The sequence below is a fragment of the Candidatus Methylomirabilota bacterium genome, from assembly GCA_036002485.1.
In the GTDB taxonomy this organism is placed as follows: Bacteria; Methylomirabilota; Methylomirabilia; order Rokubacteriales; family CSP1-6; genus AR37.
On sequence record DASYTI010000181.1, the window covers coordinates 1 to 5,514 of the forward strand.

Annotated in this window: 5 protein-coding genes; 2 read left to right on the forward strand and 3 right to left on the reverse strand. The window is 69.7% G+C overall.

Annotation, left to right across the window (positions count from 1 at the left end):
* Positions 1–223 precede the first annotated feature (223 nt).
* Positions 224–2,368 carry an acetate--CoA ligase family protein gene (locus VGT00_16900; protein HEV8533104.1) on the forward strand — a complete coding sequence of 715 codons (2,145 nt, stop codon included), beginning with the start codon at positions 224–226 and terminating at the stop codon, positions 2,366–2,368.
* On the opposite strand, the gene VGT00_16905 is transcribed toward VGT00_16900, so the two are convergent.
* From VGT00_16905 to VGT00_16915, 3 genes are read right to left on the reverse strand one after another with little or no spacing between them, the layout of a single operon-like run.
* On the reverse strand, positions 2,343–3,233 hold the full coding sequence (locus VGT00_16905) for a haloalkane dehalogenase (GenBank protein HEV8533105.1): 891 nt from the start codon (positions 3,231–3,233) through the stop codon (positions 2,343–2,345). The genes VGT00_16900 and VGT00_16905 overlap by 26 nt on opposite strands.
* A 23-nt stretch (positions 3,234–3,256) precedes the next feature.
* Positions 3,257–4,204 carry a D-2-hydroxyacid dehydrogenase gene (locus VGT00_16910; protein ID HEV8533106.1) on the reverse strand — a complete coding sequence of 316 codons (948 nt, stop codon included), beginning with the start codon at positions 4,202–4,204 and terminating at the stop codon, positions 3,257–3,259.
* Positions 4,201–5,169: an NAD-dependent epimerase/dehydratase family protein gene (locus tag VGT00_16915; protein ID HEV8533107.1), complete on the reverse strand. Its 969-nt coding sequence runs from the start codon at positions 5,167–5,169 to the stop codon at positions 4,201–4,203. The genes VGT00_16910 and VGT00_16915 overlap by 4 nt, the downstream gene beginning before the upstream one ends.
* A 30-nt stretch (positions 5,170–5,199) precedes the next feature.
* Between VGT00_16915 and VGT00_16920 the strand changes: the two genes are divergently transcribed.
* Positions 5,200–5,355 (forward strand): hypothetical protein, encoded by a 156-nt coding sequence (locus tag VGT00_16920; protein HEV8533108.1) that lies wholly within the window; start codon positions 5,200–5,202, stop codon positions 5,353–5,355.
* The last annotated feature ends 159 nt before the right edge of the window (positions 5,356–5,514 follow it).

Consider the following 5,514-nt stretch of genomic DNA (forward strand, 5'->3'; position numbering starts at 1 on the left):
GTGCTGGCAGAAGAACCGTCGGGCCGATTTCCTCGTGAAGGATATCGAGAAGCAGTCCCCGTAGCGCCGACATCGCGGTCTCAAAGGAGCCCAGGGCCCCGGGGCCGATGCTGACCCCGGGGCTTTGGCGTCACCCTAGCCTTGACCGCGAGTGCCGGCCAGTCTAGCCTCCCTGCCATGATCTGCCCGCCGGGCGGCGCGACCAGCGGCAGCGCTGCGGCCAATGGACGCTGAGCCGCTCCGCCCCTCGCTACCGCGCTCGATCGATCTCGCGCCCCTCCTCCGACCTCGCTCGGTGGCCGTGCTCGGCGCTTCCGATCGTCCGTCCCCCGGCCGCATGGTCATCGAGAGCCTGGACCGCATCGGCTTTACCGGGCCCATCTATCCCGTGAACCCGAAGTACGAGACGCTCTTCGGGCGCACCTGCTACCCGTCGATCGCCGATCTGCCGGAGGCCGTCGACGTGCTCGCCCTCTGCGTGAATCACACGCGGGTGCTCGAGCACATACGCCCGGCCGCCCGGCGGGGCGTGCGCGCCGCCATCATCTTCGATGGCGGATTCGCCGAGCGGGGCGACGAAGGCCGACGCCGCCAGGAGGAGCTGGTGGCGATCTGCCGGGAGGCGGGCATCGCGCTCTGCGGGCCCAACTGCATGGGCGTGGTCAGCCCACACGCGCGGAGCCTCGTCTACATCCAGACCCTCGCCGATCCCACCCTCCTCGCCGGCAATGTCGGTCTCATCTCGCAGAGCGGCTCCCTCTGCATCGGACTTCTCGCCGATTGCCGGCGGTTCGGTTTCAGCCACGTGATCTCGTCGGGCAACGAAGCGGTCCTCACGGCCGTGGACTACCTCGAGTATCTGATCGACGACCCCGCCACCAAGGTCATCGCCCTCTTCCTCGAGACAGTGCGCCAACCCGACCGCTTCGTGGCCGCCCTCGATCGTGCGGCAGATCAGGGAAAGCCCGTCGTCGTCCTGAAGGTCGGCCGGTCCGAGCGCGCACGAAGCGCCATCACCAGCCACACGGGCGGCCTGGCCGGCGAGGCGCGCGTCTTCTCCACCGTGCTGCGCGCCCATCGCGCCATCGAGGTGGGCGACGTGGACGAGATGGCCGAGGTGCTCGCCTGCTGTCAGGGAGCGCGCTGGCCCCGAGGGCGGCGCGTGGCGGTGATGACCGCCTCGGGCGGTCAGGCTGAGCTGATCCTGGATCTGGCCAGCGCCGCCGGACTCGACCTCCCCCCGCTGCCCCCATCCTCGCGCGCCGAGATGCAACACGCGCTGGGCACGCTCACGGGCGACGGCAATCCCCTGGATGCCTGGGGAAACGGAGACTACGCCACGAACTTTCCCCGCGCCATCTCCGCCCTCGGCGCTGATCCGGGCTACGACGTGGTGGTGTTTTGCAGCGACAGCTTCGACGACCAGCCCTTCGGCACTCCGGAGCGCTTGCTGGCCTATGCCCGGATCGTCAGCGAGGGCGCGGCCCGCTCGCCCAAGCCGTTCTACTACATGACGACCCGCTCCGGCATCTTTCGTCGCGACGTGCTGGCCTTTCTCCGCGAGCACGATATCCCTGTCATCGGCGGGACGCGCCAGGGGCTCGGCGCCATCGATCGTCTCGCACGCTGGAGCGTGTCGCCGCCGGCGCGCCCGGCCGCCTCCCGCCGCTCCGGGAGGCTTGCCACCATGCTCGCGGCCGGCCCGCGCGCCAGCATCCACGAGCACGATGCCAAGCGTTTGCTCGCGGAGGCCGGCATGCCGATCCCCGACGAGCGGCTTGTCCCCGGGCTGGCCGAGGCTCGCGCGGCCGCCTCCACCCTCGGCTATCCAGTCGTGCTGAAGGTGGTCTCCGATGACATCCCGCACCGCTCGGAGCTCGGCCTCGTCGCCGTCGGCCTACAGGACGAGTCCCAGCTGGTCGACGCCTACGAGCGCATGAATCGCCGGCTCGAGGAGAGGGGCCAGCGCGCGGGCATCGCGGGCTTCCTGGTGCAGCCCGTGGCCCTGGGCGGGCTCGAGGTCTTCGCGGGGGTGAGCACCGATCCCGACTTCGGGCCGATCCTGGCCTTCGGGGCGGGTGGGGTGCTCGTGGAGGCGCTGGACGACGTGGCTCTCCGCGCCCTGCCGCTGCGCGACGGCGACGCGGAGGCCATGATAGCGGAGACTCGCGCCGGGACCCTCCTCGGCGGCTACCGCGGCCGGCCGCCAGGCGACGTGGCGGCTCTGGCCCGCTGCCTGAGCGCGCTCGCCGACTTCGCGTGGGCCGAGCGCGGCTCCATTGCCGAGATCGACGTCAACCCGATCGTCGTCCAGGAGCGCGGCTACGCCATCGTCGACGCCCTCATCGTCCCCCGCCCAGCCCCTTGAGGAAGGCGACGATGGCCTCGCCGATCTCCGCCGGCGAGTCCTCCTGGAGGAAGTGGCTGCCCTTGACGGTGATCTCCCGCTGGTTCGGCCACGCGCGGCAGGACTCGCGCTGGGCTCCGACCAGGATGACGCCGGGATCGGCATTGATGAAGAGCTTGGGGCGATCGCTCGTGGCCAGCCACCGGGCATACCCGTCCACGATGGCCACAACGTCGGCGGGCTCGCCGTCGATGGGGATTTCTCTCGGCCAGGTGAGAGTGGGCCGCCGTGACTCGCCGGGCTCGAGGTAAGGGCGGCGGTACACGGTCATCTCCGCCTCGGTGAGGCCGCGGAGCACGCTGGCGGGGAGGATGCGTTCCACGAAGAGGTTTTTCTCCAGGACCATCTCCTCGCCGGCGGGTGAGCGCATGGCCTGGAAGACCTTGCGCGCCGTCTCCGGCCACTCGCCCCAGCTCACCGGGCGCACGATCGCCTCCAGGTAGACGAGCGCTCGCACGCGATCGGGATGGCGATGGGCCCAGTGAAAGCCGAGGGCCGAACCCCAGTCGTGCACGACCAGGGTGACGTCACGCGTGAGCCCGAGCGTCTCGAACCAGGCGTCGAGGTATCGCGCGTGATCCGCGAAGCGGTAGGCGCCGGTGAGGGCCTTGCCGGAGTCGCCCATGCCCACGAGATCGGGGACGAGGCAATGGCCATGGGGCTCGACGAGCGGGATCACGTTGCGCCAGAGATACGACGAGGTGGGATTGCCATGCAGGAAGACCACGGGCGCGCCCGTGCCCGTGTCCACGTAAGCCATCTCGGTGTCGAGGATGCTGACGCGCCGGCGCGGGTAGGGGTCGGCGGCGGAGATGGGCGGCGTCATCGGCTCACCTCGAGGCGGCGGGTCTAGTACCCGCGCTTCCGGTCGACGACGAAGCGGAGGGGGCGCTTGGCGAGATAGCGGCGGAGATTGTCGTTGAAGAGGGGAGCGATCTCGCCCGGCGTGCTCGGTCCGGAGATGTGGGGCGTGATCACGACATTGTCGAACTCCCAGAGGGGGTGGCCCGCGGGCAGGGGCTCCTCGGAGAAGACGTCCAGCACGGCGCCGCCCAGGCGATTCGCCCAGAGGGCTTCGAGGAGGGCGGCCTCGTCCACGATGGCGCCGCGCGCGACATTGACGAGCCACGCGGAAGGCTTCATGGCGGCGAGCTCGGCCGACCCGATCAGGCCCCGGGTCGTCTCGGTGAGCGGCACCGTGAGGACGACGAAGTCCGCGGCGGCGAGCGCCTTCTTGAGATCGCGCACCCGGTAGACCCGCTCCGCCTCGGCCATTGTCTTGCCGCTCTGGCTGACCCCCACCACGTGCATGCCAAAGGCGCGCGCCGAGCGCGCGATGGTGCGCCCGATGTCGCCGAGCCCCACCACGCAGAGCGTCCCCCCGAAGAGGCGCAGGGGATCGGCCGTGCTCCACCGGCGCTCGCGCTGCTGGGCGCGGAACAGCTCGGTGCGCTGGGTGAACCAGAGACACCAGCCCAGCACGTACTCGGCCATCCAGGGCCCGAAGACGCCCGCCACCCGCGTGAGGGCCACCTGCCTCGGCAGCTCGGGCACGAGAAAGCGCTCGACGCCCGCGCCCATGTTCTGGACCCATCGGAGGCGCCCCGCCTCCGGCAGGAGCTCGCGCGGGAAGTCCCAGGCATAGAGGATCTCGGCATGCGCCACGTAGAGCTCGGCGGCGGCGGGGGTCGCGCACGCGTGCACCGCGAAGAGCGGGCGCGGCTGCTTGATGAGCCGGGCATAGGCCTCGGCCTCGCCGGGGTCAGGGTGATAGACGAGGATGGAGCGGGCAGTCACGCGCCGATCTTGGATAGGATGACGTCCTCGAAGGAGAAATCCATCGCCCGGTCCAGGCTCCCCACGCGCTGATACCAATCCCAGGTGTGAGCGAGGGCCGAGGCCAGCGTGTATCGCGGCCGGATGCCCAGCTCCTGGCGCAGCTTGGTCGTCGTGTGGACGGCGTGGCACTCGTAGACGAGGTTCTGGCCGAAGACCGGACCGGGCTTGTCGAAGCTCTTGAGGAGCGCCGGGTCAAAGTGGCGAAACGTCACGGGCTTCTTCATCGCTTCGGCGATGAGCTCCACGAAGCCGACCTGGCTGACCGTGTCCTCGCCCATGACGTTGTAGGCTTGGCCATAGGCCTTGGGATTGCCCAGCATGGCGGCCATGGCGACGGCCAGATCCTCGACGTGGCCGAACTGACGCAGCCAGCCGCCATGCCCGGGGACGAGCACGGGCCGGCCACGCCAGATCCGGTCCATGAAAAACGTCTCGTTGTTCCGGGTGTTGAGCGGGCCCATGACATGGGTGGGCCGGACGATGGTGATGGGTCCGCCACCCGTCCGGGAGCGCTGGAAGAGCAGATCCTCCGCGGCGATCTTGTGTCGCGCGTAGTCGCCCCAGTAGAATCCGCGCGGCGTATCCTCCGAGTAGGGGATGGGCAGGCCATGGTCGTACACGCGGCCGGTCGAGATGAAGATGATGTGGGGCTGACCCTCGAGGGAGGCGGCCAAGGCGGCCACATCCTCTCCGAGAGTCGGCGCATAGGTGATGTCGAAGACACCATCGAAGGGGTGGCCCCTGAGCCGCTCGCGCAGGCCCGCGTGATCCTTGCGATCGCCGGCGATGGCCTGGACACCCGCGGGGAGGCGCTCGGCCCGCGTGCCGCGATTGAAGACGGTGACCTCATGACCGCGACGGAGGAGCTCCTGGACGAGATGGAGGCTGATGAATTCCGTGCCGCCGATGACGAGGGCGCGCATGACGCGCGAATTCTAGCATAGGGAGAAGACATGGCACGACACGTGGAAGTGGCCTGGCTGGGCAACCTGAAGGTGGAAGCGCGGATCGGCCCCCATCGGCTCCTCGTCGACGAGCCCGTGGCGAGCGGCGGGGAAGATTCCGGGCCGACGCCATCGGAGACGCTGCTGGCCGCGCTGGGCGCCTGAACCGTGCTCACGGTTCGGCTGTATGCCGAGCGCAAGGGCTGGCCGGTGGACCGGATCGAGACGCGCCTCACCCGCGATGCCGGGGAGGGCAAGGTCAACAGCATCGACCTCGAGCTTTTCCTCGGCGGGGATCTAAGCGACGAGCAGCGTCAGCGACTC

Bases quoted from the DNA above. Each gene is read 5' to 3' on its own strand.
- VGT00_16900 (HEV8533104.1), top strand. From the start codon at position 224: ATGGACGCTGAGCCGCTCCGCCCCTCGCTACCGCGCTCGATCGATCTC.
- VGT00_16905 (HEV8533105.1), bottom strand. From the start codon at position 3,233: ATGACGCCGCCCATCTCCGCCGCCGACCCCTACCCGCGCCGGCGCGTC.
- VGT00_16915 (HEV8533107.1), bottom strand. From the start codon at position 5,169: ATGCGCGCCCTCGTCATCGGCGGCACGGAATTCATCAGCCTCCATCTC.
- VGT00_16920 (HEV8533108.1), top strand. From the start codon at position 5,200: ATGGCACGACACGTGGAAGTGGCCTGGCTGGGCAACCTGAAGGTGGAA.